This is a genomic window from Salipiger marinus (assembly GCF_900100085.1).
Taxonomy (GTDB): Bacteria; Pseudomonadota; Alphaproteobacteria; order Rhodobacterales; family Rhodobacteraceae; genus Salipiger; species Salipiger marinus.
Window position 1 is genome coordinate 152483 of record NZ_FNEJ01000012.1, and the last position, 25571, is coordinate 178053.

At 69.8% G+C, this 25571-nt stretch carries 23 protein-coding genes and 1 other annotated feature; of the genes, 13 read left to right on the forward strand and 10 right to left on the reverse strand.

Annotation, left to right across the window (positions count from 1 at the left end; translation table 11 throughout):
* Positions 1–5 precede the first annotated feature (5 nt).
* The 7 genes from BLR51_RS15140 to BLR51_RS15170 are packed head-to-tail and all read right to left on the reverse strand — an operon-like array spanning position 6 to position 7630.
* Entirely contained in the window at positions 6–1052 is a 1047-nt protein-coding gene (locus BLR51_RS15140) for a glycosyltransferase family 4 protein (protein WP_089848433.1), read from the reverse strand.
* Positions 1049–2611 carry an ABC transporter permease gene (locus BLR51_RS15145; RefSeq protein WP_089848434.1) on the reverse strand — a complete coding sequence of 521 codons (1563 nt, stop codon included), beginning with the start codon at positions 2609–2611 and terminating at the stop codon, positions 1049–1051. The genes BLR51_RS15140 and BLR51_RS15145 overlap by 4 nt, the downstream gene beginning before the upstream one ends.
* Entirely contained in the window at positions 2608–3408 is an 801-nt protein-coding gene (locus BLR51_RS15150; RefSeq protein WP_089848435.1) for an ABC transporter ATP-binding protein, read from the reverse strand. Before BLR51_RS15150 ends, BLR51_RS15145 begins: the two co-directional genes overlap by 4 nt.
* Positions 3398–4390, reverse strand: coding sequence for an ABC transporter substrate-binding protein (locus BLR51_RS15155; RefSeq protein WP_089848437.1), 993 nt, complete (start codon positions 4388–4390; stop codon positions 3398–3400). The genes BLR51_RS15150 and BLR51_RS15155 overlap by 11 nt, the downstream gene beginning before the upstream one ends.
* A 59-nt stretch (positions 4391–4449) precedes the next feature.
* Entirely contained in the window at positions 4450–5370 is a 921-nt protein-coding gene (locus BLR51_RS15160) for a lysylphosphatidylglycerol synthase transmembrane domain-containing protein (protein WP_089848439.1), read from the reverse strand.
* Positions 5367–6980, reverse strand: a complete 1614-nt coding sequence (locus BLR51_RS15165) for a sulfatase-like hydrolase/transferase (RefSeq protein WP_242656744.1) — start codon at positions 6978–6980, stop codon at positions 5367–5369. The genes BLR51_RS15160 and BLR51_RS15165 overlap by 4 nt, the downstream gene beginning before the upstream one ends.
* On the reverse strand, positions 6956–7630 hold the full coding sequence (locus tag BLR51_RS15170; RefSeq protein ID WP_242656745.1) for a CDP-alcohol phosphatidyltransferase family protein: 675 nt from the start codon (positions 7628–7630) through the stop codon (positions 6956–6958). The genes BLR51_RS15165 and BLR51_RS15170 overlap by 25 nt, the downstream gene beginning before the upstream one ends.
* A 185-nt stretch (positions 7631–7815) precedes the next feature.
* Between BLR51_RS15170 and BLR51_RS15175 the strand changes: the two genes are divergently transcribed.
* The 5 genes from BLR51_RS15175 to BLR51_RS15195 all read left to right on the forward strand — a co-directional run bounded on the left by BLR51_RS15175 (position 7816) and on the right by BLR51_RS15195 (position 12722).
* Positions 7816–8364: a cytochrome b gene (locus tag BLR51_RS15175; protein ID WP_089848443.1), complete on the forward strand. Its 549-nt coding sequence runs from the start codon at positions 7816–7818 to the stop codon at positions 8362–8364.
* A gap of 91 nt (positions 8365–8455) precedes the next feature.
* A complete protein-coding gene (gene fucP, locus BLR51_RS15180; protein ID WP_207543637.1) occupies positions 8456–9751 on the forward strand; it encodes an L-fucose:H+ symporter permease in 1296 nt (431 codons plus the stop codon).
* An 80-nt stretch (positions 9752–9831) separates the two neighbouring features.
* Positions 9832–10920, forward strand: a complete 1089-nt coding sequence (locus BLR51_RS15185; protein ID WP_242656746.1) for a TRAP transporter substrate-binding protein — start codon at positions 9832–9834, stop codon at positions 10918–10920.
* Between the two features lie 4 nt (positions 10921–10924).
* Positions 10925–11410, forward strand: a complete 486-nt coding sequence (locus BLR51_RS15190; protein WP_165616833.1) for a TRAP transporter small permease — start codon at positions 10925–10927, stop codon at positions 11408–11410.
* A 4-nt stretch (positions 11411–11414) separates the two neighbouring features.
* On the forward strand, positions 11415–12722 hold the full coding sequence (locus BLR51_RS15195; RefSeq protein WP_089848447.1) for a TRAP transporter large permease: 1308 nt from the start codon (positions 11415–11417) through the stop codon (positions 12720–12722).
* Positions 12723–12730: 8 nt separating this feature from the next.
* Here BLR51_RS15195 and BLR51_RS15200 read toward each other — a convergent pair whose 3' ends face one another.
* Entirely contained in the window at positions 12731–14161 is a 1431-nt protein-coding gene (locus BLR51_RS15200) for an alkaline phosphatase D family protein (protein WP_089848535.1), read from the reverse strand.
* 171 nt (positions 14162–14332) lie between these two features.
* Positions 14333–14388 (forward strand) — a sequence feature (sul1 is cis-regulatory element that is thought to sense ions involved in sulfur or methionine metabolism; They are found in Alphaproteobacteria).
* 74 nt (positions 14389–14462) lie between these two features.
* Between BLR51_RS15200 and BLR51_RS15205 the strand changes: the two genes are divergently transcribed.
* The 8 genes from BLR51_RS15205 to BLR51_RS15240 all read left to right on the forward strand — a co-directional run bounded on the left by BLR51_RS15205 (position 14463) and on the right by BLR51_RS15240 (position 23975).
* The gene (locus BLR51_RS15205) at positions 14463–15962 is read left to right on the forward strand and encodes a SulP family inorganic anion transporter (RefSeq protein WP_089848449.1); all 1500 of its coding nucleotides are present in this window, start codon (positions 14463–14465) and stop codon (positions 15960–15962) included.
* Positions 15963–15973: 11 nt separating this feature from the next.
* On the forward strand, positions 15974–16825 hold the full coding sequence (locus BLR51_RS15210) for a universal stress protein (RefSeq protein ID WP_089848451.1): 852 nt from the start codon (positions 15974–15976) through the stop codon (positions 16823–16825).
* Between the two features lie 92 nt (positions 16826–16917).
* Positions 16918–17898, forward strand: coding sequence for a LacI family DNA-binding transcriptional regulator (locus BLR51_RS15215; RefSeq protein WP_089848453.1), 981 nt, complete (start codon positions 16918–16920; stop codon positions 17896–17898).
* 108 nt (positions 17899–18006) lie between these two features.
* The gene (locus tag BLR51_RS15220) at positions 18007–18972 is read left to right on the forward strand and encodes a TAXI family TRAP transporter solute-binding subunit (protein ID WP_089848456.1); all 966 of its coding nucleotides are present in this window, start codon (positions 18007–18009) and stop codon (positions 18970–18972) included.
* Positions 18973–19058: 86 nt separating this feature from the next.
* Positions 19059–20975, forward strand: a complete 1917-nt coding sequence (locus tag BLR51_RS15225; RefSeq protein WP_089848458.1) for a TRAP transporter permease — start codon at positions 19059–19061, stop codon at positions 20973–20975.
* 23 nt (positions 20976–20998) lie between these two features.
* Entirely contained in the window at positions 20999–21760 is a 762-nt protein-coding gene (locus BLR51_RS15230) for an HpcH/HpaI aldolase family protein (protein WP_242656747.1), read from the forward strand.
* Positions 21761–21809: 49 nt separating this feature from the next.
* Positions 21810–23135, forward strand: coding sequence for a histidinol dehydrogenase (gene hisD, locus BLR51_RS15235; RefSeq protein ID WP_089848460.1), 1326 nt, complete (start codon positions 21810–21812; stop codon positions 23133–23135).
* A 75-nt stretch (positions 23136–23210) separates the two neighbouring features.
* Positions 23211–23975, forward strand: coding sequence for an SDR family NAD(P)-dependent oxidoreductase (locus BLR51_RS15240; RefSeq protein ID WP_089848462.1), 765 nt, complete (start codon positions 23211–23213; stop codon positions 23973–23975).
* An 18-nt stretch (positions 23976–23993) separates the two neighbouring features.
* On the opposite strand, the gene BLR51_RS15245 is transcribed toward BLR51_RS15240, so the two are convergent.
* Positions 23994–24920: an electron transfer flavoprotein subunit alpha/FixB family protein gene (locus tag BLR51_RS15245; protein ID WP_089848464.1), complete on the reverse strand. Its 927-nt coding sequence runs from the start codon at positions 24918–24920 to the stop codon at positions 23994–23996.
* Positions 24920–25571, reverse strand: a 652-nt coding sequence (locus tag BLR51_RS15250) for an electron transfer flavoprotein subunit beta/FixA family protein (protein ID WP_089848466.1), incomplete at its 5' end; no start/stop codon positions are given. The genes BLR51_RS15250 and BLR51_RS15245, both read right to left, overlap by 1 nt.

Genomic DNA, 25571 nt, shown 5'->3' on the forward strand with positions numbered 1-25571 from the left:
CGCGGTTACGGCAGCGCGTCCAGCACCTGACCGGCCCGCCGCGCCGTGTCCTGCCAGCCGGGCAGGGCCTCCCCTGCGCGCAGGGCGGCACCGGCCTTGGCCTGAAGCAGGGCGCTGTCCTGCAGCATGTCGCGCAGCGCGCGGGCGAAGGCGGGCGCGTCCTCGGGCGGCACCAGCAGCCCGGCCTCTGCCGGGACGGTATCGGGCACGGCGCCGGTGGCACAGGTGACGATGGGCAGGCCATGGGCCAGCGCCTCGTCAAAGACGATGCCATAACCTTCGTAGCGGGTGGCGAGCGCAAAGATCTGCGCGCGGCTGTAGTGCTGCGCCAGATCCCCGGCGCTGACCCGCCCCGCCAGCGTGACGCGGGCGCCAAGGTCCAGCCTCCGGTGCAGCCGTGCCAGATCGGCGGCGAAAGCGGGGTCATGGGGGCTGCCCACGATCACCGCCTGCCAGACCAGATCGGTCACCTCGGCCAGCGCGCGCAGCAGGATGTCATGCCCTTTGCGCGCATGCTGGATGCCCACCGAAAGGATCAGCGGCGGGTCGGCGGGGCAGGGGGCCAGCGTGGGACGGTCGGTGCCGGGGCGCACGATGGTGATGCGGTCAGGCGGCACGCCATAGTCGGAGGCAAGCAGGGCGGCGGTGTGCGGGCTTGGCACCAGCACATGTGCGGCGAGCGCCAGATTGTCGCGTTCGGTGCGGAAGAGATGCGCGGCCCGGGCGGGATCAAGCCCGGTTTCATGCGCGAGCGGATGATGGATCATCGCCACGATCGGGCTCTGGACCCGGGCCAGCCCTTCGGTCGCGATGGAGCCATAGATCAGCCCGTCGAGGATCAGAACGCGGTCGGGCGGCAAAGCCGCCAGCCGCGCCACAGCCTCTGCCATGTCGGGATCGCTGGGGGCGGGGAATGTGGCGCCCAAGGGCAGGTGGGCCATGTCGCGCCCCTGCGCCTGCAGCCCTTCGAGCAGGCGGCGTTCATAGATATAGCCCCCCGTCAGCTTGGTGATGTCGCCGGGGATGGCAAAGGTGGCGGGGCGCAGGGTCATGTCAGCTGTTCCGGGGCATAGCGGCGCAGCACGCGGGCCTCAATGCGGGCGACGGCGGCATGGCAGAGGGCGGAGAGCGTGGTGGTCAGCACCACCGCGCTCCAGAGCAGGTCGTAATCCGACAGCGAGGCGGAGAGCGCCATGAGGCTGCCAAGCCCGCGCCCGGTGGCGAGCCATTCCACCACCGTCACCGCCAGCACGGCGGCGGGCACCGCCATGCGCGCGGCGGCGAAAAACGCGGGCAGCATGGCAGGGATGCGCACCCGGAGGAGCCGGGTCAGCCGGGTGGCGGCGAAGCTGTCCATCACGTCCATCACCTGTCCCGGGGTCTGACGCAGCCCGTGCAGGCAGGCGACCAGTGTGGGAAAGAACACCATCACCGCCACCAGCGTCACGGTGCCCGCCGCCCCCCGCCCCAGCGCCAGCACGATCAGCGGCGCGGTGGTGACGATGGGGACCGAGCGCAGCGCGATGGCGGCGCTCATCACCGGGCCTGCCACCTGCGGCGCCAGCACCAGCGCCATGGCCAGCCCCGCCCCCGCCGCCAGCCCCGCCAGATAACCTGGCAGCAGGAAAGCGGCGGTTTCCGCCAGCGCCACGCCCAGCTTGGCCCGGGTGGCGCCCGCATCGGCATCGGTGAGCAGGGCGGCGGCGACATCGGTGGGGCTTTTGGCGAAGAACGGGTTGAGGTCGAACGCGGCGATCGCCCCCCACCACAGCGCCAGCGTGGCGGCACAGACCAGCGCCGCCGCCCGCAGCCCCTGCCGCCGGGCCGGGGCGGGCGGCGGGCTCAGCAGGAGCGGCGGCGCGTCGGGGGCAAGCCGTCGGGCCAGCGCGCCAAGCGCCACATAGGCCAGCATCGCCACGGCGGTGGCGACGGTGGCCAGCGCCCAAGTCATCGGCACGTCGAGCCCGCGCAGCGCGCGGATGGTCAGCACGCCCATGCCCCGCTCTGCCCCGGTGAATTCGCCCACTATGGCGCCCAGAAAGGCCGCAGGCGCGGCGATCTGCAGCCCCGCCACCAGATAGGGCAGCGCCGCGCGCGCCCGCACATGCACCAGCGCCGACCAGCGCCCGCGCCCGTAGCTGTGCACCAGATCGAACCAGCTCGCAGGGGCCGCGCGCAGCCCGACCAGCAGCGGGATCAGCGTGGTGTAATAGACGGCCAGGGCCGCCAGCACGATCTGCGGCCCGGCACCGGGGCCAAAAATCACCCGCAGGATCGGCCCGGTCGCCACCAGCGGCAGGCAGAACACCACCAGCGCCACGCCGGTCACCAGCGCCTGCGCGCGCGGCCAGAGCAGCGCCAGCGCCGCCAGCGCCAAGGCCGCCAGATTGCCCAGCACGAAGCCTGCCGCCGCATTGGTCAGCGTCTCGCGCAGCGCCCGTGCCATCAGGCCTGGATTGGCGGCGAGCCAGCCCAGCACCTGCGAGGGGGCTGCCAGCACGAAGGCACCGGTCAGCGCCCGCGCCGCCAGTTCCCACCCCGCCAGCGCCAGCAGGGTCAGCACCAGCCCGCGCAGGCGCGGGCCGGGGGCGGGCAGGGCAAGCGTGGTCATTGCGCGGCCAAGGGCGGCTCTGCCCGCGCCATGCCCTGCGACAGCGCTTCGTGCACCGCGTCGGTCAGCGCGGCGAAGGCATCGGTGCGGGCATCGCCGGGGGCACGCGGGCGCGGCAGGTCGATGGCGATGTCGGCGACAATGGCGGCGGGGCGCGGCGACAGCACAAGAATGCGGTCCGACAGCATCACCGCCTCGGTCACGGAATGGGTGACCAGCACGGTGGTGGTGCCGCGCGCCTCCCAGAGCCGGGGCAGATCCTGCGCCAGCTGCTGCCGGGTCAGTTCATCCACCGCCCCGAACGGCTCGTCCAGCAGCAGCAGCCGCGGTTCGGTGACCAGCGCCCGGGCGATGGCGGCGCGCTGGCGCATCCCCCCCGACAGCTGCGCGGGCCGGGTGTCGCCGAAGCCCTCCAGCCCCACCAGTGCTATCAGCTCGTCAATGGCGCGGGCATCGGCGGGGCGGCGCGCAAGGCTCAGCGCCAGCGCGATATTGCCGCGCACGCTGCGCCATGGCAGCAGCGAGGGATCCTGAAACGCCACCGACAGATCGGCGCGGCGCAGGGTTTCGGCAGGGGGCGCGCCGCCGATCTCGATGCTGCCGCTGGTGGGCGGCTCCAGCCCCGCGATCATCCGCAGAAGTGTGGACTTGCCGCAGCCCGACGGCCCCACCAGTGCTGTGGTCTGCCCCGGCTCCAGCCGCAGGTCGAGCGGGCGCACCGCCTCGGTGCCCCCGGCAAAGGTCTTGGCCACGGCGCGGCAGATCACCGCGGGCGGGTCTGTGCGCTCAGCTGCCATGGACCTCTTCAAGGATGGAGCGGTCCCACAGATCCGGCGTCACCGTCCGGCCCAGAAGCGCAAGGGTTGCGATATTGTCCTCCACCGCCGCGTCGGACCACCAGCCGAAGCCATGTTCGTCCGTGCTTTCGGAGAACATCAGCGGCACCTGCCGTTCGGCCTGCAGTTCCTGCGTTGGCAGATCAAGCCCGGCATCGGGGTACATCTGCAGCGTCAGGGCGGCGGCGGCAGCGGTGTCCTGACGGTAGGCCTCCCAGCCGCGCAGCTCGCCGCGCAGCAGCGCCACCAGCTCGGCCCGGCGGTTGGCAAGGCTGTCGAGCGTCGCGATATAGGTCTGCGAATGCAGCGCATAGCCGTGATCGGCCATCAGCATGGTCTGCGCCGCGATCCCCTGCATGGCCATGGCCACGGGCAGATCGGTTTCCCAGCACAGCAGGCAGTCCACCTCGCCCGCCAGCAGGGGCTGGGCGGAATACTGGGTCGGCACCACCTCGATCCGGTCGATATCCACATCGTTGAGCGTGCAGAGCGCCTGCAGCACCGGGGTATTGGCCAGCGCCATGCCGATGCGCTTGCCCATCAGGTCGGCAGGCTGCGCCACGGGATTGTCGGGCAGCGAGGCGATGACAAAGGGGTTTTTCTGCATCGCCACGCCAAGGATGCGGAAGGGCGCGCCCTGTTCCACGGCGGCGGCGGTGTAATCGGCGGCGGAAATGCCGATCAGCGCCGTGCCCGACACCACCGGCGGCTCCACCGGCGCGTTCGGACCGCCCGGGAGCAGCGTCACCTCCAGATCCTGTTCGGACCAGAAACCGCGATCCTGCGCGATATAGCTGCCCGCGAACTGCACGGAATGCTGCCATGACAGCTGCAGCGCGGCGCTGGACTGCGCGCGGGCAAGGCGGGGCAGGGCGGGCAGGGCCAGCCCGGCGGTGGCGGTGCCAAGGAAACGGCGGCGGCTGAAGGGGGCGGGGCGGGTCATCGGATCCTCCTGAGGGGTGTCTTTAGGCTAAGCCGGGGAACGGGTTTGGCAAGATGGCATCAGGGTCGCGGGTCGGCGCGGGCGCGGGGGACGGGCCAGAGCGCCACCAGACCCGGCAGCACCGACACCAGCAGCATCAGCCCGAAGGCGATGCTGGTCGCAAGCCCGGCGGCGGCGCTGGCGCCCGCCAGCGGAAACAGCGCCGCCGCCGCCCCTTCGCGCAGGCCCCAGCCGCCGATGGTCAGCGGCAGCACCATGGTCAGCAGGATCAGCGGCACCAGCGCCAGAATGGCCGCCAGCGGCAGGGCTGTGCCGGTGGCCCGCGCGCAGAAGGCAAAGGCGGCAAGGTTGCAGGCCACGGTGCCAAGGCTGAGGCCAAGCTGGCGGGGCAGGGTGTCGCGGCCCAGCAGGGCACGGGCGCAGGCCCCGGCAAAACCGCGCGCGGCGCGGCCCAGGGCACCGGGCAGGGCGCGCGCCGCCCACAGCGCCAGCGGCAGCAGCGCGGCGATGCCCAGCACCATGAGCACCGGCAGCAGCAGCCCGGGCGGCAGCATCCGCCCGCCGAGCGCCAGCCCCAGCGCCAGTGCCGCCAGCAGCGCCGCCTGTCCGGCCAGCCGTTCGATCACCACCGCCTGACCCGAGACCAGCAGCCCCGCGCTGCCGCGCGCCCGCAGCGCCCGGCCCGCATCGCCCAGCACCCCGCCGGGCAGCGCCTGATTGACGAGCTGGGCCAGGTAATATTCCGCCACCGCCCGTCCGGCCCCCATCTGCAGCCCCAGCCGCGCCGCCGTCAGCCGCCAGCGCAGCGCCGACAGCACGGTCTGCGCCGCCAGCGCCAGCAGCGCCGCCCCGAGCCAGAGCGGATCGGCGCTGCGCAGCAGGTCAAGCGCCTGCGCCCCGTCCGCCACCCGCCACAGCAGGACCAGCAGCGCGCAGGCCACGGCGGCCTGCGCCAGCCGGATCAGCGTGGCCCGGCTCATGGGGCGGGATCCGTCAGGCTGGACAGGATCAGGTCGCGCATCTGGTCCATGGGCCGCACCGGCGCGTCGGCGGCGGGGATCAGCCCCTGCGTCAGGCCCTGCGCCGCCAGCCGCGCCACCAGATCGGGCGGGCCGATCACATGCACCGGCACGTCGGGGCGGCTGTCCTGCGCGACAAATCCCGCCGCCTGATGATCGCCCAGCACGATCATCAGCGGCGCATCCCCGGCATGGCGCGCGGCATAGTCCAGCACGGTGCGCAGGCTGTAGGCCACGGCCTTGCGATACTGCTCGCGCACCCGGTCATGATCGCGCCAGACCACCTCGGGCGGATCGCCCGCCAGCGCCATCGGGGTGAACAGGCTGCCATCGCCCACCTCCTCCCAGGGCAGGGGGTCGGGCACCGGCACCCATGGCGCGTGCGACGACACCAGCGCCACCTGCACCACCGCAGGCCGGTCGCGGGACGGATCCAGCAGCAGCCGGTCCATCGCGCTCAGCGTATACTGGTCGGGCATGGTCACCCAGTTGAACGGCGCGCCGCGATAGCCCAGATCCTGCGCGGCAAGGATGGTGTCAAAGCCCATCACCGCGCTTTCCGGCCAGTCCAGCGTGATCTGCGGCATCACCGCCGCCGTGGGAAATCCCGACCGGCCCGCATGGTGAAACAGCGTCTGCCGCCCGCTGGCCAGCACGGCGGCATAGCGGCTCTGGTCATTGACCCAGAGCCCGTTGGCGAAGGTGGCATGGGCCAGCCAGCTTTGCCCGCCCTGCGTGGGCGAGGCGAGCCAGCCCGAGGCCATGGCCAGCCCCAAATCCGCCAGCCGGGTCTGCGCGCCCTGCAGCGTGGCGCGGGTGGTGTCGGCGTAAAGCGGGCCATCAAGGCTGGCGCGGCCATAACTTTCGATGAAGACCACCAGCAGGTCGCGGTCCAGCGCCTGCAGCAAATCCGGCGCCCCGGCAAACGGATCGCGGGCGGCGGCGGCGCGGAATTCGCGCAGATCCTGCAGCGTGCGGTCCACCAGCACCAGCCGTTCGGTCAGATGGCGGGTGGCAAAGGCGGTGCCGGGCGGATCCGCGGGCAGGCGCCAGCGGCCCATGGCGGCGCCGGTCTGGGCCACGACCAGCAGCGCCAGCGCGGCCGTCAGCGCCACGGGCAGCAGGCGGGGCCGGGGGCGCAGCCGGCCCCAGACCCCGGTGGCCCGCCACAGCAGCACCGCCAGCACGATCAGCGCGCCCAGAGCCGCCAGCACCGCGAGCACGGTCATCGGCATGCCCAGACTGCCTTGGGCAAGGTTCAGCGCGGCGGCGGCCAGCGGCAGGTCGCCCACCGGGTTGAAGGGCCGGGCAAAGGCCGTGACCATGGCCAGATCCGCCAGCCGCAGCGCCACGCTCAGCATCAGCACCGCGACGATCAGCCCGCGCAGCCAGCGCGCGCCCCGCCCCGCCACCAGCAGGGCCAGCAGCAGCGGCAGTTCCAGCGGCAGCAGCAGCAGCGCCCCCGGCGTCAGCGCGCCGGGATGGCTGGGCAGCACCAGCACCAGATGCAGCACCAGCGCCGCCAGAGCCAGACGCAGCGCCAGCATCATCCGCGCGCGCGCCACAGCCACAGCACGTCCCGGCCAAAGGACCACAGCAGCGCCGCCGTCACCGCCAGCACCAGCGGCGGCGCCATGGCGGCGGGCAGGCCGGGCAGGTGCAGCGCGATCAGCGTGGCGATCTGCACCACGCAGACCAGCTTGCGCGAGCGGCGGTCGGGCAGCGGGCCGTCGAGCCATGGCAGCCCCCGGCTGGCCGCCACAAAGACATAGCGCGGCAGGCCAAGCAGCAGCACCACCGGCCCCACCGTGCCCTCCGCCCAAGCAAGGGCTGCCAGCACCAGCGCCAGCGCCGAATCCACCTCCATGTCGAAGCGCGCGCCAAAGCCGGAGGCCAGCCCCTGCCGCCGCGCCAGCCAGCCATCCACCCCGTCCAGCGCCAGCGCCACGGCGGCCAAGCCCACCACGACCCAGCCCGCAGCACTGCCGCCGGGCACCAGGGGGGCGGCCAGCACCGCCACCAGCATCATCCGCAGCAGCGTCACCAGATTGGCAAGTCCCAGCGCGGAATGGGGATGGCTGCGCGCCAGACCCAAGGCGGCCAGCGCCGCCCCCGCGCCATGCAGGGCCAGCGCCACCAGCGTGCCGCCATCAAACAGCGCCGCCGCCAGCGCGGCCACGCCAAGGGCACCGGCAGCGGCTGCCAGCGCAAATCGGATCACGGGGCCCAGAGACCGGGGCCGGGGAAACCAGCGGCGCGCCCCTCGGGGCGGCTCGGGAACAATCAGAACCATTCGCTATGGTCTAGCGCGCGTCAGGCGCAGTCAAGTGGGCCTCACGCCGCGTTTGCCGGCTCACGGTTTCGTGCTAGCATGGCGGGGATTGTGCCAGAGATCGGGGACCCGCCATGATGCGCTACCGCCTGCCCGCCCGCCTGCTGCACTGGATCATGGCGGTGCTGGTGCTGGCCATGATCCCCGCCGGGCTGGTGATGGTGCAGCAGGGGATCGCGCGCCCGCTGCAGGACGCGCTGTTCCTGTTCCACAAGAATACCGGCGTGCTGCTGCTGGGGTTGGTGGCGCTGCGGCTGGTCTGGCGCTGGCGCAACCCGCCGCCGCCGCTGCCGGCCACGCTGCCGCCCGCGCAGGCGCGCATCGCAGGCCTCACGCATTGGGCGATCTATGCCGCGCTGATCGCGCTGCCGGTGCTGGGCTACATCCGGGTGCGTGCGGGCGGCTTTCCCATCGAGACGCTGGATGCGCTTGGCCTGCCGCCGCTGGTGCCACGCTCTGAACCGCTGGCCGATCTGGCCAAATCGCTGCACGCGCTGGCGGGTTTTGCGCTGGCGGGGCTGGTGCTGATGCATATGGGCGCTGCGGCCTATCACGGGCTGATCCGCCGCGACGGCATCTTTTCCCGCATGTGGCCGCCTTTCGGGGCGGGGCGCGACAATTAATCACTTTCTTTTAGAAATTCCCCCCGCGCTTATGGAGCTTTGTCCAAGGATGGTCTAAGGCCCGCCCCGGATGTGCCAAAGGAGGGGTGGGATGCGCAGACTCATCAGCCGGTTCGTGGATCAGGGCATGGGCCTGCCCTTTGCGCTGCTGGTGCTGTGTTTCGCCGCTTGGGGGGTCGCGGCCAACATGACCGACCCGCTGGTGCAGGTGTTTTCGCGCATCTTTTCGATGTCGACGCTGCAGGCCTCGCTGGTGCAGTTCGCCTATTACGGTGCCTATTTCCTGCTGGCGCTGCCCGCCGCCTTCATCACCCGGCGCTTCAGCTACAAGACCGGGGTGCTGACCGGGCTGGGGCTGGCGGTGCTGGGCGCCTTCCTGTTCTACCCGGCGAGCCTTGCCATGACCTATGGCTTCTTCCTGCTCGCGCTCTTCTGTCTGGCGGGCGGGCTGTCGATCCTTGAAACCTCCGCCAATCCCTTTGTCATCGCCATGGGGCCCGAACATAACGCCACGCGGCGGCTCAATTTCGCGCAGGCCTTCAACCCGGTGGGCACCAATATCGGCGTGCTGCTGTCGGCAAGCCTGATCCTGCCCAACCTCAACCCCGCGACCGAGGCGCAGCGCGCCGCCATGACCCCCGACGCGCTGGACACGATCCGTCAGGCCGAGCTTGCGGCGGTGATGGGCCCCTATGTGGGCTTTGCCGTCGTGCTGCTGGTGATCTGGCTGCTGATCGCCTTTTGCCCGATGCCCGCCCGGGCCGAAACCACCCCCGCCACGGCGGGCCGCATCGCCTTTGGCGCCACGCTGCGGCGGCTGCTGCGCAACCGGCACTACGCTTTTGGCGTGGTGGCGCAGTTCTTCAATGTCGCGGCGCAGACCTGCACATGGACCTTCACCCTGCATTACGTGATCGGAGCCCTTGGCGGCACCGAGGCGCAGGCGGGCTGGTATCTGCAGGCAAGCCTTGTCGTCTTCCTGCTGTCGCGCTTCGCCATGGTCGGGCTGATGGGGGTGCTGCGCCCGTCGCTGCTGCTGACCGGGATGGCGGGACTGGGCGTGGCGCTGGCCAGCTTTGCCGCCCTCAGCCCCGGCATGGCCGGGGTCTGGGCGGTGGTGGCGCTGTCGGCCTGCCTGTCGCTGATGTTTCCCACCATCTACGGCATCGCACTGGAAGGTCTGGGCGAGGATACCAAGTTCGGCGCGGCGGGGCTGGTCATGGCCATCGCCGGGGGCGCCGTGCTGCCCATGGTGCATGGCGCGGCGCTGGACGCCTTCGGCCCCGCCCCCGCCTTTCTGGTGCCTGCGGCCTGTTTTGCGGTGGTGGCGCTTTATGGTCTGTTCGATCTGGTCTCGACCCGCCGCCTGCGCGGGCAGCAGATCTGAGAGCCTCGGGGATTAGGAGTTTCGCAAGGACCGGCATGTGACAAGGGGGCAGTGATCCGCCTTGATCGAGGAGGCCTGCCTTGCGCCCGTCTGATGCCCGCCCGCACAAACACCCGCCCGCTCCGCCGCTGACCCCGCCGCGCCTCGGGCGGCGCGCGGTGCTGGCGGGTCTGGGCGCCACGCTTGCCGCCCCGGCGCGGGCGGGCCGCACCCGGATCACGCTGCGCCTGCATCATTTCCTGCCGCCCATGGCGCCGATGCAGACCGCCGTGTTCGAACCCTGGGCTGCGGCGCTGGCGGAGGCGTCGGAGGGCGGGCTTGATCTGCAGATCTTTCCCGCCATGCAGCTTGGCGGCAGGCCGCCGCAGCTGGCCGATCAGGCGCGCAGCGGCATCGCCGATCTGGTCTGGGCGATGCCCGCCTATACGCCGCGCCGCTTTCCGGTGGCCGAAACCATGGGCCTGCCCTTCATGGTGACCAGCGCCGAACAGACCTCGGTCGCGCTGCACCGGCTGATGACGGAATTTGGCGGGCAGGACTTTGCGGGCACGCGCCCGCTGGCTTTCTGGGTCCATGCCGGGGGCAAGCTGCATCTGCGCGACGCGCCCGTGGCCGGGGCCGCCGACCTGCGCGGCCTGAAACTCCGCAGCCCCAGCGCCAGCATGGGCGATCTGCTGGCGCGGCTGGGGGCGGAGCCGGTGTTTTTCCCGGTGACGGAGATGGTGACCGGGCTCAGCACCGGGGTGATCGACGGCTGCTGCCTGCCCTACGAAGTTGTGCCCGCCTTCCGCCTGCAGGAACTGACCCGGTTCAGCAGCGAACCCGAACCGGGCGGGCGCGGGCTTTACGGCAACAGCAACGTGCTGCTGATGAACGCGCGCCGCCATGACAGCCTGCCCGCCGAACTGCGCGCGGTGCTGGACGGGCTCAGCGGGCCGGATCTGTCGCGCCGCATCGGTGCCAGCTTCGACCGGTTCGAGACGGCGGGGCGGCAGGTGGTGCTGGCGCAGGGCAACACCATCACGCCGCTGCCCGCCGCCGAACTGGCGCGCTGGCGCGAGGCCGCCCTGCCGGTCCATGCCGACTGGATCCGCGTGCTGGAGGAGGCGGGGCTCGACGGTGCCGCCATTCTGTCGCGGGCCGAGGCGCTGCTGGCGGCGGGGGTCTGAGGCCATGGGCGGGGCGGGGCTCTGGCTCGACCGGCTGGCGCGCGGCGCGGCGCTGGCGGCGGGGGCCGTGCTTTGCGCCATGGCGCTGGCGGTGACGCTGTCGGTGGTTCTGCGCGCGCTGGGGCAGGGCGGGCTGCGCGGCGATTACGAACTGGTGGAGATGGGATGCGCCTGTGCCGCCGGGCTGGTGCTGCCGCTCTGCCAGCTGCGGCGCGGCCATGTGGTCATCACCGTCTTTACCGCCGGGGCGCCGCCCCGCGCCAGTGCCGCGCTGGACCGGATCTGGCTCTGGCTGGCGGCGGCGATCTGGGCGCTGCTCTGGCTTGTGATGCTGCGCGGCATGGCCGAGATGCGCGGGACCGGCGGCCGCAGCATGCTGCTGGCGCTGCCGCTCTGGTGGGGCCATCTGCCCGCGCTGCTTGGCGCCGCCGGGGCAGGCGCCATCGCGCTCTGGCAGGCGGTGCAGCCCCCGCCCGCGCCGGGAGGCTAGAGGGATGGTCGCCCTCTGGCTGCTGGCCGCGCTGCTGCTGGCGGTGGCGCTGCGCGCGCCGCTGGGGCTTGCCATGCTTGGGACCGGCGCGCTTGGCTATGCGCATTTCTCCAGCGCGGCGGCGCTCGCCGCGCATCTGGCCACGGCATGGCCCGCGCGCTTCATGTCGCATGACCTGGCGATGGTGCCGCTTTTTGTGCTGATGGGCCATCTCGCCACGCGCGGCGGGCTGTCGGCGGCGCTGTTCGCCGCCTGCCGCGCGTGGATCGGGCACTGGCGCGGCGGGCTTGCCATGGCGGCGGTGGCGGGCTGTGCGCTCTTTGGCGCGATCTCGGGCTCGTCGGTCGCCACCGCCTCGACCATGGCGCGGGTGGCGCTGCCGGAAATGCGCCGCCACGGCTATGGCGCGGGGCTGGCCTGCGGCACGCTGGCGGCGGGGGGCACGCTGGGCATCCTGATCCCGCCCTCGGTGGTGCTGATCCTTTACGCGCTGCTGACCGAACAGAACATCGTCACGCTGTTTCTGGCGGCGCTGCTGCCCGGGCTGCTCGCCGTGGCGGGATTCGTGCTGGCCATCGCCGTCACCGTGCGGATCTGGCCCGATGCCGCGCCGCGCCATCCGCCCTGCCCAAGCGCCGACCGCTGGCGCAGCCTCCGCGCCATCTGTCCCGCGGCTGGCATCTTTGCACTGGTGCTGGACGGGCTTTACGGCGGCCTTTTCACCCCGGCAGAGGCCGCCTGCCTTGGCGTCGTGCTGACCGCGCTGGCCGGGATCCGCAGCGGAGATCTGGGCTGGGCGGGGCTCCGCGACAGTCTGCTCGAGACCGCCGTCACCAGCGCGATGATCTTCGTGATCCTGTTCGGCGCCGACATGGTCACTGTGATGCTGGCCCTGTCGCAGCTGCCGCAGGCGCTGACCGGCTGGGCCGGTGCCGCCGGGCTGCCGCCGATGGCGGTGCTGGGGCTGGTGCTGCTGGCCTATCTGGCGGCGGGCTGTGTGCTGGACAGCCTGTCGCTGGTGCTGCTGACGGTGCCGGTGGTGGTGCCGATGCTGATGACGCTCGACTTCGGTCTGAGCCCCGACCAGCAGGGGCTGTGGCTGGGCGTGCTGATGCTGATGGCGGTGGAACTGGGCATGATCACGCCGCCGGTGGGGCTCAATCTCTTCGTCATCGCGGCCACGGCGCCCGAGGTGCCCGCGCCGGTGATCTTTCGCGGCACGCTGCCGTTTCTGGCGGTGGAACTGCTGCGCCTGCTGCTGCTGCTGGCGCTGCCCGGGCTTTCGACCCTGCCGCTGGGAGGGCCGGGATGACCCGCCCCCTACAGCGCCAGAGGATCGGTCAGGCCGCTGGTTTCCAGATCCCAGCGTGCCTGCCACTCCGCCCCCTGCCGTTCCAGCAGCAGGTAGTTGCGTTCGGCCACATAGCGCCCGCGCTGGCCGGGCAGGCGACCGATGCGGATGGGATGGCCGGGCAGCGGCCCTTCGCCCAAGCTGGCGAGCGTGCCCAGAAACCGCGCCCAGCCCTGCGGCGGCGCCCGGTGTGCGATGCCGGAGGCGACAAGCTGCTGCAGCCCGCGCCCCTCGCCCAAATCCATCACCGCCCGCGTCGCCAGATGGATCTCGCCCGAGACGGCGGTCAGCGCATGGCCGGGCTGGCGCGCCATCTCGGCCACCATCTGCAGCATGCGGCGCCATTCGTCGCGATGTGCGCGGCTCTGCCACTGGTCGCGCAGGTCATCCTCGTATTTCTGCATCTTTGGCACGGCGACCATCACCGCCTCCAGCAGCGACAGGCGCGGCCCCAAGAGCGGCACGCTGGACAGCAGCAGCGTGTGGCCGGGCAGGGGGGTGCGGGATTCGGCCTCCATCAGCGACCAGCCGCCCGGCCCCATCACCTGCCGCCGCGTCCGTTCGGAGCGCAGGTCGGGCGCCAGCAGTCGCAGCCCCGGCGCGCGGACGGTCCAGCCCAGATGATGCCCGGCGGGATCGGCAAAGCGGCGCGGCAGATCCCCGTCGCAGGCGCCGTGCTGGAACAGCAGCGCCGCCTCGCGCGCGGCGGAAAACAGCGTCTGGCCCACCCCCGACCCCAGCCGCGAGCGGCGCAGGGACCCCCAGCCATCGCAGATGTCGTGATCGTCCCATTGCATGAGCGAGGGCACCCGCGCCATCAGCCATGCCGCTTCGGGGGCGGCGAGCACCGCCAGATAGCGGGTCAGGAAGCGTTCGCGCAGATGCTGGCGCAGCCCCGCCAGCGCCGAGGCCGAGGGCGCATCGGGCAGGCTGTCGGGCCAGTCATGGCTGAGCGGGTGGTCATGGGTGACCTCGTCGGCATAGACCTGATCGCCGCCATGCAGCAGCAGCGCCAGCGGGCGGCGGCGGTGCTCTTCGCGCAGGCGGGCCCACATGGCGTTGCGTTCGGACCCTTCGCGCAGCAGATCGCCGGTTTCCTCGCCATTGCAGGAGACATATCCCAGCCGCAGGTCGCCGGTCAGATCCCCCGCCACCTCATAGCGGTCGCCCGCCCAGCCATAGGCGGAGGGCCGGTCGGCGGGCAGGGTGAACCGCGCGCGCCAGACGGTGGCCTGATCGTAACCCGCAAGCCGCGTCACCGGCTGCGGCCCGTCGGGTGTGTCGAGCGGCGGCGGCGTCTGGCCGGGATCGGTGACGAAAAGCGCGGCCAGATGCAGCAGGCCGTCCCGCACATCATCCAGAAACAGCACGGGGCCCAGAGGGAGGAGAGAAGATGTCATCATCGCCACTTAGGCGCGCGCGCGAGGCTCGGCAATTCGCGGCGCGCAAATTTTCCGTGTGCCCCGCAGACCCATGGCCCAAAAAGCCACAGCCCGCCCGCGGCGCGCCGGGTCTTGGGTCATTTGCGCTTGTGTCCATGGGCCAGATCCCGTTTATGCGGGGCATTCGCGCAAGGACCCGGTGAAAATCCGGGTGGCTCTTCCGGCCGCCGATCCGCCGGACAACATCTTGACGAAACCCGACCGGCCTTGACGGACCGTCTTGCCAAAGACCTTCCGCGCCTCGGGTCCTGGACTGAACATGATTTCATTGACCGACTACCGGCACCAATGGTTCGGCAATATCCGCGGCGATCTGCTGGCGGGGCTTGTCGTGGCGCTGGCGCTGATTCCCGAGGCCATCGCCTTTTCCATCATCGCGGGGGTGGATCCCAAGGTGGGGCTTTACGCCTCCTTCTCCATCGCCGTGCTCATCGCCTTTACCGGCGGGCGGCCGGGGATGATCTCTGCCGCCACCGCCGCCACCGCCGTGCTGATGGTCACGTTGGTGCGCGAATACGGGCTTGAATACCTGCTGGCCGCCACGGTGCTGGCGGGGCTCTTGCAGATCGGCGCCGGGCTGCTGAAGCTCGGGCGCTTCATGCGCTATGTGTCGAAATCGGTGATGACCGGCTTCGTGAACGCGCTGGCCATCCTGATCTTCATGGCGCAGCTGCCAGAGCTGAACCCCGCGAACGAGGGTGTCACCTGGCTGACCTATGCGCTGGTGGCGCTGGGGCTTGCCATCATTTACCTGTTCCCGCGCCTGACCAAGGCGGTGCCCTCGCCGCTGGTCACGATCATCGTGCTGACCGTGCTGGTGCTGGCCATGGGCTGGGACGGCGTGCGCACCGTGGGCGACATGGGCGTGCTGCCCGACACGCTGCCGGTGTTCCTGATCCCCGACATCCCGCTGAATTTCGAGACGCTGGTCATCATCTTCCCCTATTCCGCCGCGGTCGCCGTGGTGGGCCTGTTGGAAAGCCTGATGACTCAGAACATCGTCGACGATCTGACCGACACCAAATCCAGCCGCGATCAGGAATGTATCGGGCAGGGCATCGCCAACACCGCCACCGGCTTCATCGGCGGCATGGCGGGCTGCGCAATGATCGGGCAGTCGATCATCAACGTGAAATCCGGCGGGCGCGGGCGGCTGTCGGCCTTCACCGCCGGCACGGTGCTGCTGATCCTCGTGGTGGGCTTGGGCGATCTGGTGGCGCGCATCCCGATGCCCGCGCTGGTCGCCATCATGATCATGGTGTCGATCGGCACCTTCTCGTGGTCCTCGATCACCGCGCTGCGCACGCATCCGCGCTCGTCCTCGGTGGTGATGATCGCCACGGTGGTCACCGTGGTCTACACCCACAACCTTGCCATCGGCGTGCTGGTGGGGGTGCTGCTGTCGGGCATCTTCTTTGCCGCCAAGATCGCGCAGCTGTTCCGGGTCACGTCGGATCTGTCGCCGGACGGACGGCAGCGCACCTATCGCGTCGAGGGCCAGATGTTCTACGGCTCGGCAGAGGATTTTGCCGATGCCTTCGATCTGCGCGAGCCGCTGGAGCGGGTGGTGATCGACGTAAGCCGCGCCCATATCTGGGACATCAGCTCGGTTCAGGCGCTGGATATGGTGATCCTGAAATTCCGCCGCGACGGCGCAGAGGTGCAGGTGGTCGGCCTGAACGAGGCGTCCGAAACGCTGGTTGACCGGCTTGCCATCCATGACAAGCCCGGCGCCCTGGACAAGCTGATGGGCCACTGAGGGAGGATGACATGGACAAGATACTGACATTGCTGGACGGGTCCGCCTATTCCGAAAGCGTCTGCCATCACACCGCATGGATCGCAGGGCGGCTGGGGGCAGAGGTCGAGGCGCTGCATGTGCTGGGACGGCGCGAGGGCGCGGCGCCCAGCGACCTGTCGGGCACGCTGCGGCTTGGCGCCCGCTCGGCGCTGCTGCAGGAACTGGCCACGCTCGACGAAAGCCGCGCGCGGCTGGCGCAGGCGCGCGGCCATGCCATTCTGGAGGATGCCAAGGCCATTCTGGAACGCGATGGCGTGGCCGGGGTGACCACCCGGCTGCGCCGGGGCGACCTGCTGGAGGCGGTGCGCGCGCTGGAGCCCGAGATCCGCGCGATCACGCTGGGCAAGCGCGGCGAGGGGGCGGATTTCGCCTCCGGCCATCTTGGGTCCAATCTGGAACGGATCGTGCGCAGCACCCGCGTGCCGGTCTTTGTCGCCGCGCGCGATTTCCGCCCGATCACGTCGGTGCTGCTGGCCTATGACGGCAGCGCCAGCGCGCGGGTCGCGGTGGACCGGATGGCGGCGAGCCCGGTGTTCAAGGGGCTTGCGGTCACCGTGGTCTGCGTGGCCGAGGAAGACGCGGGCATCCGGGAGGATGTGGATCAGGTGGTGCAGCGGCTGTCCGGGGCGGGGATGACCGCAGAGGGCCGCGTGCTGCCCGGCTCCCCCGAGGAGGTGCTGGCGCAGGTCATGACCGACGCGGGCGCCGACCTGCTGGTGATGGGCGCCTATGGCCACAGCCGGATCCGCGCGCTGATCATCGGATCCACCACCACCGCGCTGATCCAGACGGTGCGCGCGCCGGTGCTGCTGTACCGCTAGGGGTGCCGCCAAAAAAGCCACGCCCCGCCAGTCCGGGGCGTGCAGGCGTGAAAAAATTTCACATGCCGTGAAAAACTTCCTATCGTTGCGGCATGAAAAAGATCACAGCAAAAGACGTGGCCGCGCGGGCCGGTGTGTCGGTCTCTGCCGTGTCGCGGGCCTATCGCGGCACCGCGCCCCTTGCCGAGGAAAAGCGCAAGGCGATCTTCGCGGCGGCGGCGGATCTGGGCTATGTCAGCAAGGTCGATCAGGTGCTGGCGACGCAGGCCAGCAACACCATCGCCATGGTGGTCAGCGAGATGCAGAACCCGTTCTATCCGGTCGCGGTGGATGCGCTGACCCGGCTGCTGCCCTCGCGCGGGCTGAAGGCCATCGTGCATGTGGTGCCCTCTGCCGAGGATGTGGACACGATCATCCGGCAGGTGCTGGATTTCCGCACCGAGGGCGTGATCCTTGCCAGTTCCACCATGACCTCCGGGCTGGCGCGGGCCTGTCGGCAGAACGGGCTGCCGGCGGTTCTGCTGAACCGGGTGCAGTCGGACAGCCGGATGATGGCGGTCTGCTGCGACAATTACGGCGGCGCGCAGATGATCGCGGCGCGGTTTCTGGCGCAGGGGCGCCAGCGCATCGCCTTTGTCGGCGGGCGGCTTGACACCTCGACCCATATCGAACGGCGGCGCGGCTTCCGTGACCGGCTGGAGGATGCGGGGCGGCTGATCGCGCATCAGTTCGACGGCGGTTTCAGCTACCGGCAGGCCTATGACGCGGCGCAGCAGATGCTGACGCTGCGCCCGCTGCCCGATGCGGTGTTCTGCGCCAATGACATCATGGCCATCGCCGTGCTGGATGCGGCGCGGATCAGCGGCGTCCGGGTGCCGGAGGATCTGGCGGTGGTGGGTTTTGACGACATTCCCATGGCGGCATGGGAATCCTACCGGCTGACCACGGTGCGCCAGCCGCTGCGCCGGATGCTGGATCAGGCGGTGGACATCATCCTTGCGGCGGACGGATCAGAGCAGGTGGGGGACATCCGCATCCTGCCCGGCGAAATGCGCGAACGCGCCAGCGGCTAGTGAAATAATTTCACTAAATCAGGCAAGAGTTGCAGCGCCCCGCCGATCTGTGGCTTGTCCTGTCGCATCCGCCGTACCGGCGGCTCTGGATTCTTTGGGAGGAGATTCATGAAATTCCGTTGCCTTGCGGCGACGGCGATCCTGTCGCTGTCCGCTGCCCTGACCACGCCCGCCTCCGCCGAAACCCGGCTTGCCTTTGGCGCCACCAATTCGCAGAGCGCGCATTACGCCTATTTCGCGTCGCTGGCGCAGATCGTGAACGGGGCCTATCCCGACACCTATCAGGCCTCCGTGGTCGAGACCGGCGCCACGGTCGACAACCTCAAGCGCATGTCGCGCGGGCAGCTCGACATCGGGCTGATCACCACCTCCACGCTCTATCAGGCCTATTCCGGGGTGAAATCCTTTGACGGCAGGCCGGTGGAGTCAAAGCTGCTCTGGGCCTATTCGCTGGCGCCGCAGAATGTCGTGGTGCGCCGCGATTCCGGCATCACCGACCTTTCCGGGCTCGACGGGCAGAAATTCGGCCCCGGGATGCGCGGATCTTCGACCGAGGCGACCTCGGAAGAGGTGTTCGCGCTGCTCGGCGTCACCCCCGACTGGGTGCGCGGCACCAATGGCGAGCAGGCGAACGCCATCAAGGACGACCGGTCCGAAGGCTTCGTCAAAAGCGCTGTCGGCACCAGCTTTGACGCGCTGACCACCGACATCGCCGCCTTCACCCCGCTGCAGGTGCTGGGCATGACCGACGCGCAGGAGGCGCAGATCCGCGACTCCCTGCCCGAACTCTCCATCGTGGAGATGCCCGGCGGCGAGATGGAGAATTCCGGCCCCTACAAGGCGTGGGGCTTCATGATCGGCGTCTCGGCCCGGCCCGATCTTGACGACCAGACCGCCTATGACCTGACCAAGGCGGTGATGGAGAACATGGACGAACAGGCCGCCGCCTTCCCGGCGGTCAAGGGGCTGAACCTGCCGGAGCTGACGCTGCAATACGCGACCAGCCCGCTGCATCCCGGCGCGATCCGCTATTACGAGGAAATCGGGCTGACCGTGCCCGAGCACCTGAAGTAACCGGCGGCTGACCCCAGCCTACTGTCCTGTGACCGGTGCAGCGCCGCGCTGCCCGGTCCGCCCCCCCTTTGCGCGAAGGTGCCGCGATGACCGTTTCTTCCGACGCCCCCACCTCTCCGGCCAGACTGCGCCAGACGGCGATCGGCGCTCTGGCCGTGCTGCTTGGCGCGTTTGTCTTCTACACCTCGTTCAGCGGGCCGTTTGAATCGCTGGTGCAGCGGTCGCTGTTCGTGATGATGATCACCGCGCTGGCGGTGCTGATGCATCCGCTGTTCGAAGGCAGCCGCTGGCGCCCGCTGGGCATCGCCATCGACGCTGCCATCGTCGCCATGGTCACGGTGTCGGGCAGCTACATCATCGGCAGTTACGAGTCGATCATGACCGACCTGCCCTGGGCCACGGGCTGGGACATGGTGATGGGCTTCGGCACGCTGCTCTGCGTGCTGGAGCTGGCACGGCGCAGTTCCAACTGGGTGTTCCCGCTGATCGTGATCGCCGCCGTCGCTTATGCGTTTTTCGGCTATCTCATCCCCGGCCAGTTCGGGCATCGCGGCTTTGACGCAGGTTATCTGACCGAGATCATCTTCCTGTCGGATCGCGGGCTCTGGGGGATGCTGGTCAATGTCGCCTCCACCACGCTGGCGGCCTTCGTGCTGTTCGGCGCGATCCTGCTGCATACCGGCGCCGGAGAGACCTTCTTTGACCTTTCGGCGCGGCTTGGCGGCTCGCGTCCGGGCGGGGCCGCCAAGATCGCGACCTTTGCCTCCGGGTTTTTCGGGGCGATCAACGGATCCACCGTCGCCAATGTCGCGACCACCGGCAATTTCACCATCCCGCTGATGAAGCGCCTGAAATACCCGCCCGCCTATGCGGGCGCGGTGGAGGCCATCGCCTCGACCGGCGGGCAGCTTGCGCCGCCGATCATGGGCACGGCGGCCTTTGTCATGGCCGAACTTGTGGGGCTGAATTACTGGGCGATCGCCCTTGCGGGCGTGGTGCCGGCGCTGCTGTTCTACCTTGGGATCTACAGCACGGTGCATGTCATCGCGGTGCGGCAGGGCTTCAGCCCGGTCACCGACGACACGCTGCCCGACTGGCGCGGCGCCATGAGCTTTGCGCGGCTGGCGCCCATCGTCGCGGGGCTGCTGGGTCTGGCCTTTGGCGTGATCAACGGCAATTCGGTCGAACTGACCGCCTGTTACGGCATGATCGCCATGCTGGTCGCGGTGCTGGTGGCCCGCATCAGCAAGGGCGAGGATCCGCGCGCCGTCTTCGGCATCATCCTGCGCGCGCTGGAGGCGGGCGGCAAGGGGGTCGTCATCGTCGGCATCCTGCTGGTCGGTGCGCAGGTCTTCGTGGCCATGATCAACCTCACCGGCTTTGGCGTCGCGGTCACGGCGGCGGTGCTGAGCATCGGGCAGGGGCAGCTGTGGCTGATCGCCGGGCTGATGGCGGTGGTCTGCCTGATCGCGGGCATGGGCCTGCCGACCTCGGCGGCCTATGTGATGGTCGCGGCGGTCTTTGCGCCCGCGCTGATCCAGCAGGGGATCGACCCGCTCGTGGTGCATATGTTCGTGCTGTATTACGCGGCGCTGTCGGTGATCACCCCGCCGGTCTGCCTTGGCGTCTTTGTCGCCGCCACCATCGCGCAGGCGCCGTGGATGAAGGTGGCGCTGCAGACGCTGCGGCTGGGGGCCACCGCCTATGCGCTGCCGATGCTGTTCATCGCCTATCCCGGGATGCTGGGCGGCGGCGGCGCCATGGCCATCGCCCGCGCGGTGATCTCTGGCGCGGTGTTCGTGCTGGCCATGGCGCATCTGCTGGGTGGCGCGCGCCTGCCCGGGGGCATGGCGGCGCGGCTGCTCTGGCTGCTGCCGGTCGGGCTTGCGCTCATGCCGCCATGGTGGGCGACGCTCAGCGGGGCTGTGGTGTTTGGCGGGCTCGTGCTTGCCTCCCGCAGGGTCACCCTGCAGCCCACCCCCCCGACATCGCAGCCTGCCTGACCGCAGCGAGAGGAGTTGAGATCATGACAAACGCAGAATTCCGGGCCCGGCTGACCGCCAGAGAGCCGCTGGTGGGGGCCTTTCTGAAAACGCCCCATCCGATCATCGTCGAGGTGATGGCCCGCGCGGGCTTCGACTTTCTGGTGGTGGATGCCGAACATGCGCCCTTCGACCGGGGCAGCACCGATGCCATGGTGATGACCGGGCGGGCGATCGGCTGTCCCATCGTGGTGCGCGTGCCGGTGGCGACGCCGGACTGGATCCTCAGCGTGCTGGATGCCGGGGCCGCCGGGGTGATGGTGCCGCATGTGGAAACGGTGGTGCAGGCAGAGGCGCTGGCGCGCGCCGTCAGCTATGGTCCGGGCGGGCGCGGCTTTGCCGGAACCACCCGCGCCGCCGACTATGCCGGGCGGACGCTGCCCGAGCATCTGGGGACGGCCCGCAGCGAACTGGCGCTGATCTGCCAGATCGAGGACCGCGACGGCGTCATCAACCATGCCGGGATCGCCGCGGTCGATGGCGTGGACGCGCTGTTCATCGGGCGGGCCGATCTTGCGGTGGCGCATGGGCTCGACAGTTTCTTCGCCCCCGAGGTGGCCGAGATGACCCGCACCATCCTTGCGGCAGAGGGGGCGGCGACCGGGCTTTACTGCCCGCCCGGCGAAGCGCTGGAGCCGCATGGCTCGGCAGGGGGCTCTTTCTTCGTCGTGGGCTCCGAACATACGCTCATGCAGGGCGGCGGCGCCGCCGTCACCGCCGCGTTCCGGCAGGGGGTCGGGCGCTGACCGGCCCGGCTCTGGTTCTTTTACATTGATCCGACAGGAGCATTCCGCAATGACCATCGACTATCTCAAGCGCGGCCGGTCCGATGACGACCGGCGGCAGGACGACGCCCAGACCCGCGCGAGTGTCGAAAGCACCCTTGCCGATATCGAGGCGCGCGGCGACGTGGCGGTGCGCGCGCTGTCCGAGAAGTTCGACAGCTACAGCCCCGAGAATTTCCGGCTGTCGGCGGCAGAGATCGAGGCGCTGATCGCCACCCTGACCGAGCGCGAGATCGCCGACATCCGCTTCGCGCAGGCGCAGGTGGTGAAATTCGCCGAGGCGCAGCGCGCCTCGATGACCGATATCGAGGTGGAAACCCTGCCCGGCGTCATCCTTGGCCACAAGAACATCCCCGTGCAGTCGGTCGGCTGCTACGTGCCCGGCGGCAAGTTCCCCATGGTCGCCTCGGCGCATATGTCGGTGGCCACGGCCAAGGTGGCGGGCGTGCCGCGGATCGTTGCCTGCACCCCGCCCTTTGGCGGCAAGCCCAATGCCGGGGTGATCGCCGCCATGCATTTTGGCGGCGCCGACGAGATCTGGGTGCTGGGCGGCATTCAGGCCATCGGCGCCATGGCGCTTGGCACCGAGACCGTGGATCCGGTGCATATGCTGGTGGGGCCGGGCAATGCCTTTGTCGCCGAGGCCAAGCGCCAGCTTTTCGGGCGGGTCGGCATCGACCTGTTTGCCGGGCCGACCGAAACGCTGGTCATCGCCGATGACACCGTGGATGCAGAGCTTTGCGCCACCGATCTGCTGGGGCAGGCAGAGCATGGCTACAACTCCCCCGCCGTGCTGCTGACCACCTCGCGCCGGCTTGCGGAGCAGACTCTGGCCGAGATCGACCGCCTGCTGGACATCCTGCCCACCGCCGACACCGCCCGCAAAAGCTGGGAGGATTATGGCGAGGTGATCGTCTGCGACAGCCACGAAGAGATGCTGGCGGTGGCCGATGACATCGCGTCGGAACATGTGCAGGTGATGACCGACCGTGATGACTGGTATCTGGACAACATGACCTGTTACGGCGCGCTGTTCCTTGGCCCGCGCACCAATGTCGCCAATGGTGACAAGGTGATCGGCACCAACCACACGCTGCCCACCAAGAAGGCCGGGCGCTATACCGGCGGGCTCTGGGTCGGCAAGTTCCTGAAAACCCACAGCTACCAGCGCATCACCACCGATGAGGCGGCAGCGCGCATCGGCGCCTATGGCTCGCGCCTGTGCCTGCTGGAAGGCTTTGTCGGCCATGCCGAACAGTGCAACATCCGCGTCCGGCGCTATGGCGGCATCAACGTGCCCTATGGCGGCGCGGCACCCTATCGCGACACCGACTGACCCTGGCCGGTCCGGGCGCCAGATCGCGCGCCCGGGCCGCCCGCGCCGGCATTCACGACCAGAGAGGGGGCGACGATGCAGCTGCCGACATCACCCGATTTTACACTTCATGGCAAACGCGCCCTCGTGACCGGGGCCACCTCGGGCATCGGGCTTGGGGCGGCCACGGCCTTGGCGCGGGCGGGGGCGCATGTGCTTTGCGTGGCGCGCGGCGCCGGTCCGCTGGCGGATCTTGCCGCGGCGATGGCCCGCGAGGGGCTGTCCTGCGAGACGCTGGTGCTCGACATCACCGATATTGCCGCCATGCGCGCGGCGCTGGCCGAGGCGGATCCGGTCGACATTCTGGTGAATTCCGCCGGAATGGCGCGGCATGGTCCGGCGCTCGACACCACGCCAGAGGATTTTGACGCGGTGATGAACGTCAACCTGCGCGCGGCCTATTTCCTGTCCACCGCCGTCGCCCGCCGCATGATCGAGGCAGGCCTGCGCGGATCTATCCTGCATGTCAGCAGCCAGATGGGGCATGTGGGCGGCATCGACCGTGGCGTCTACTGCGCCTCCAAACACGCGCTGGAGGGGATGGTGAAATCCATGGCGATCGAATGGGGGCCGCATGGCGTGCGCGTCAACACGCTGTGCCCCACCTTCATCCGCACCCCGCTGGGGGAGCAGACGCTGGCGGATCCCGTCCGCCGCGCCTGGATCGAGGACAAGATCAAGCTGGGCCGCGTCGGCGAGGTGGCGGACATCATGGGGGCGGTGGTCTATCTCTGTTCGGAGGCCTCGGCGCTGGTCACCGGCACCTCGCTGCTGGTGGATGGCGGCTGGACCGCCGACTGAGACAGGGCGGGCCCCGCCTCAGGTTTTCCGGGTCAGCTCGGGGACCAGCTGGAACAGGTCGCCGACGAGGCCGAAATCGGCGACCTGAAAGATCGGCGCCTCTTCGTCCTTGTTGATCGCCACGATCACCTTGCTGTCCTTCATGCCCGCAAGGTGCTGGATTGCCCCGGAAATCCCGCAGGCGATATACAGATCCGGCGCCACGACCTTGCCGGTCTGGCCCACCTGCCAGTCATTCGGCGCAAAGCCCGAATCGACCGCGGCGCGGCTGGCGCCCACGGCGGCGCCCAGCTTGTCGGCCAGCGCCTCGATGATGCGGAAATCCTCTTCGGAGCCGACGCCGCGCCCGCCCGACACCACGATCTTGGCCGAGGTCAGTTCGGGGCGGTCGGATTCCGCCACCTTGTCCTCAACCCATTCGGAAAGCGCGGGATTTTCCGCCGCAGCTATGCTGTCTACCGGGGCCGCGCCGCCGCCCGGCGCCGCCTCGAAGGTCGAGGTCCGGAAGGTGATAACCTTCTTTTCATCCTTCGACCGTACCGTCTGCAGGGCGTTGCCGGCATAGATCGGGCGCTCGAACGTATCCGCATCCACCACGGAGGTGACATCGGTCAGGATCATCACGTCCAGCATCGCCGCCACGCGCGGCAGGATGTTCTTGGCATCCGTCGTGGCGGGCGCCACGATATGGGAATACTCCCCCGCCAGCGACTGGATCAGCGCCGCCACCGGCTCTGCCAGCCGGTGGCCATAAAGCGCATCTTCGGCCACCAGCACCCGGGCGACGCCGGTGATCGTGGCCGCCTGTTCGGCAGCGGCCTGCGCCTGCGCGCCCACGGCCAGCACGGTGACCTCGCCCAGCGTCTGCGCGGCGGTCACCGCCTTGGAGGTGGCGTCCAGCGCCAGCGTGCCCTCGGTGATTTCAGCAAGAAGGAGAACGGCCATCACAGCACCCCCGCATCTTTGAGTTTCGCCAGCAGCTCATCCACCGACCCGACCTTGACGCCCGCAGCCCGGGTGGCGGGCTCGGCGGTGCCGATCACCTCCAGCCGGGGGCTGACATCCACGCCAAAATCCGCAGCGGTCTTTTCGTCCAGCGGCTTCTTCTTGGCCTTCATGATGTTGGGCAGCGACGCATAGCGCGGCTCGTTCAGCCGCAGGTCGGCGGTGACGATCGCGGGCAGGGTGACCTTCACCGTCTGCAGCCCGCCATCCACCTCGCGCGCGACCACGGCGGCGCCGTCCTCCACCGTCAGCTTGTTGGCATAGGTGGCCTGCGCCCAGCCCAGAAGGCCCGCCAGCATCTGGCCGGTGGCGTTCATGTCGTTGTCGATGGCCTGCTTGCCCATCAGCACCAGACCGGGCGCCTCGTCCCGGACGATGGCGGCAAGGATCTTGGCCACGGCCAGCGGTTCGATGTCCTGATGCACGTCCTCGGCGGCGGTCACCAGAATGGCACGGTCCGCGCCCATGGCCAGCGCCGTGCGCAGCGTTTCCTGCGCCTGCTTGACGCCGATGGAGACAACCACGATCTCGGAGGCCTTGCCCGCCTCTTTCAGCCGGATGGCTTCTTCGACGGCGATCTCGTCAAACGGG